This is a genomic window from Pseudomonadales bacterium, from assembly GCA_013215025.1.
Taxonomy (GTDB): domain Bacteria; phylum Pseudomonadota; class Gammaproteobacteria; order Pseudomonadales; family DT-91; genus DT-91.
Window position 1 is genome coordinate 1 of record JABSRR010000211.1, and the last position, 3,832, is coordinate 3,832.

Below are 3,832 nucleotides of genomic sequence, written 5' to 3' on the forward strand. Positions count from 1 at the left end.
CAGCCTGCTGCTGATCTTCTTTATACTCGCCGCGATATTAGCCTGGCGTTTAAGCCAAAACCTATATCATGATATTCGCAAAATTAACAAGGGTTTAAGCCAAATTGCCAAAGGCAATCATGCACTAAAACCGGCGAACATCCGCACCCATGAAATGCGCCAGTTGGCAGAGAATGTGCATCAAGCAGCACTGGCTATTCGGCATGAGTTTGATGATATGCGCCATAGCGTTGAACTTACCACCAGTGACTTGAAACAAACCATTGAAACCATTGAGATTCAAAATATCGAGCTATCGCTGGCAAAAAAATCCGCTACCGATGCATCTCAAATTAAATCTGATTTTTTAGCCAATACCAGCCATGAAATTCGCACACCACTCAATGGACTGATCGGCTTCACCAAATTATTACAGCGTACGCAGCTGAATCCGCAGCAGGCCGATTATGTTGAAACGATTCAACAAAGCTCTGAGGGCTTATTGGCAATCATCAATGATATCTTAGATTTTTCAAAAATTGAGGCTGGCAAATTAGAGCTCGATAAATCGCCATTTAATCTGCGGCAGGTGTTTGAAGATGTACTGACTTTATTCGCACCGCAGGCCTATGACAAGGGCATTGAGTTTGCCTTGATGATCTACCAAGATGTGCCCTTACATTTAGTCGGTGACCCACTCAGACTAAAACAGATTATCTCTAATCTAGTCAGCAACGCAATTAAGTTCACCCCGTCGGGCACCGTTGCCATTAGAGTATCGTTAGAATCTGAGACTGATAGTGAAACTCAGCTCTCCGTAACGATCAGCGACACCGGCATCGGCATGCATCAAGACCAACAGCAACAGCTATTTGAGGCATTTTCACAAGCCAGCTCATCGATTAGTCGAGAGTATGGCGGCACCGGTCTTGGCTTATCGATTGTCAAAAATCTGATCAGTCAAATGCATGGTGATATTCATGTTGAGTCAAAGCCTAACCAAGGCACAACCTTTTCATTCAATATATTATTGCAAAAAGCCGACTCGCAGCATCAAAGCGACTACCAGCCCTGGCCAAATGAGGCTGTCATATTATTTGAAACACATTCTTTGCTTAGCCTGTCTACTCGTCACTTACTGGAAGAGTTTGGCCTGAAAGTCAGCTGCTTTGATCAACTAGATGCATTTCATCATTATTTATCTGAGCACTCTAACGGCATTGTGTTGTACAGCATTAAAGCCGACGCCGATATCAATCATGAGTTAGCGCAGCTTGAACGACTAGCTAACTATCCGCTTCAACAGGTATTGGTTTTAACGCCTATTCATCAGCAAATAGAGCAGTTTATTAGCCTACACGCAAACTTTCAGCTGTGTTTAAAACCGCTAGTACAACAGCGTTTGCAGCGCTCTTTGCAAGCGGTATTTAACGAGCATAGCGACTATGCGATGCATACTGAAGAGCAATCTTCCAAACTGCAAGGCATTAATATTTTAATCGCCGATGATCAACCGGCTAACTTAAAGTTATTGCATATTTTACTGCGTGACCTCGGCGCCAATGTGGCCGCCGCGACAAATGGTGAAGAGGCGATCCAAATTGCCCATAGTCAGGCATTTGACATTATTTTTATGGATATTCAAATGCCAATCATCGACGGTATAAAAGCTACTGAGGTGATCAAAAGTGAGTCAAGCCTGAATCAGCAAACCCCGGTTGTCGCTCTCACGGCTAATATGCAATTGGATGAGAAAAAACGTCTGTTAAAAACTCACTTCGCTGAGTATTTAACCAAGCCCATTAATGAAGAGGCGCTTCTGCAGAGCATCGTGCAGTTGTGCAGTAAAGCTGAAAACCTTGCCCCACTCCCCGCGGTTGACCCTGATTTGTGCTTAAAATTGGCAAACTTCAAAGCCGATTTGGCGATAGATATGTTTGATATGTTTTTTCATGAGCTAACGCCGTCTCTTGAATCTTTAGGCAAGATGTTAGTAGACAACGATTATCACGCGATGCAGGAACTCAGTCATAAACTGCATGGCGCTTGCTGCTATACCGGTGTGCCGCAGTTTAAACAACAGTGTCAGACCCTTGAAAATTCACTAAAAGCCGCTGCTAGTCAGCAACAGTTAGCACAGCAATTTCAGCAGCTGCAGGCTAGCGCCGATGCTATTGCTAGCTGGCGTGACGCCCATTCATTGCAAGCCGCATTAAGCCAGCTTTCCGCTTAGGCTTAGTTTACGTTCTGGCTCTGGCTCTAGCTGATTAGCCTCAAACTGTTTCGCATCAATCATAATCGTAATTGCCGATTAAGGTTCTTGCGCTGGTAATGCTGGCAATCGAGCGGGCGTCAAAGAAAACTGCAAGCTTTGTTAAAGCCGCTGTTACACTAACCTTGACGATATTGGATCAGCTGCTGTAAATATACACGGCTTTTTAAGCGCACCGTCGGAAACAATAGCTGAAAGCAGATCTGAAATAGCCGTTTAGCAGCCGCCTGATGCTGAGAAGCTATGTCTGCTGCCACAAATGCAGTAATGGCTGCACCGCTAAAGACAGCCTGCTGATCATCCTGCGCTGATGCAGGATGTAAACCTGCAGGAGTAACGCAATAGGGGCTTTCGCGCTGCAGCGGCTGGCCATTTATATCAAGCTGTAAATTGATCGGCCAGCCTGCCTGCCTTAGCAGCAAGGCCTCGAATCGGCGCATTGCAAGCAGATTTGACGTGGATTCGAACAGGCTGACTAAACATTGCTGGTAGCGTAAAAATAAACCCTGCTGCGTGTCATCTGACTCAGGCTTAAATAAACGCAGTAGCTCATGTAGATAGGACAATAAGGCTAATTGCTCTGCATCTAACGGCGGCGTCACACTGAGCCGCTGTATCTCTAAGGGTTTGGCTAAGCTGCTATGTCGACTGCTGCGAAAGCTGATTTCAAGTAAACAGGCCGGCTGTAGCTGTGCCAGCGTTGTTTCTGCTTTTGCTATTGATTTTGCTGATGATGTAGAGGATTTTTGGCGCTTGGCGGGGTATAGATTGCTGCAGTAAAAACTGAGCAAGCCAAAATCATGGGTAAAGCACTGCGCTACAGCATCGTGCTCTTTAACGGCGGTTAACTGTATTAAATAGGCCTGAGTCAGATGCGTTTTAGATTTCACAGCTAGCGATCAATATCAGGCCCATAACCCAGCGAATTAAGCGCACGCTCATCATCCGACCAACCCTGTTTAACTCTAACCCAGAGCTTGAGCAATACTTTTTTACCTAACAACTCTTCAATATCTTGTCTTGCATCACTGCCCACCCGCTTTAAACGGCTGCCGCGCTGCCCAATAATAATAGACTTTTGACTGTCACGCTCAACCAAAATCAGCGCATGAATGGTTATTAGCTTCGGATCTTCTTTAAAACTCTCAATTTCAATGGTTGCTGCATATGGAATTTCTTTTGCCGTTTGGCGCATAATTTTTTCACGCACAATTTCGGCTACCAGAAAGCGCTCAGATTTATCGGTCAGCTGATCTTGGTCAAAAAAGGCAGGCGACTGCGGAAGGTACTGACGAATTAATGCCTCCAACTCGGCGACGCCCTCACCACGATTGGCAATTAAGGGTACGATATCGCTGAACTCACGCAGTGAGCTTAGCTGTTCGATATAGGGAAGCAGCTTAGCTTTTTGATCAACTTTATCGGTTTTATTAATCGCTAAAATCACCGGGCATTCTGCATACTTCAGCTTGTCCAGCGCATGTTGGTCTTGTTTATTCCAAACCAGCGCATCTACCATAAAAACCAATACATCAACGTCATGCACCACTGACTCTGCATTTTTATTCATTAAACGATTGA

Annotated in this window: 3 protein-coding genes; 1 reads left to right on the plus strand and 2 read right to left on the minus strand. The window is 45.1% G+C overall.

Annotated features, from left to right (window positions below; all coding sequences use genetic code 11):
• Positions 1-2,212, plus strand: a 2,212-nt coding sequence (locus HRU21_11880) for a response regulator (protein ID NRA42988.1), incomplete at its 5' end; no start/stop codon positions are given.
• Positions 2,213-2,370: 158 nt separating this feature from the next.
• On the opposite strand, the gene HRU21_11885 is transcribed toward HRU21_11880, so the two are convergent.
• Together HRU21_11885 and era are read right to left on the minus strand one after the other, a co-directional pair.
• Positions 2,371-3,141 (minus strand): DNA repair protein RecO C-terminal domain-containing protein, encoded by a 771-nt coding sequence (locus HRU21_11885; GenBank protein NRA42989.1) that lies wholly within the window; start codon positions 3,139-3,141, stop codon positions 2,371-2,373.
• A gap of 2 nt (positions 3,142-3,143) precedes the next feature.
• A partial coding sequence (gene era / locus HRU21_11890; protein ID NRA42990.1) for a GTPase Era occupies positions 3,144-3,832 on the minus strand: 689 nt, incomplete at its 5' end.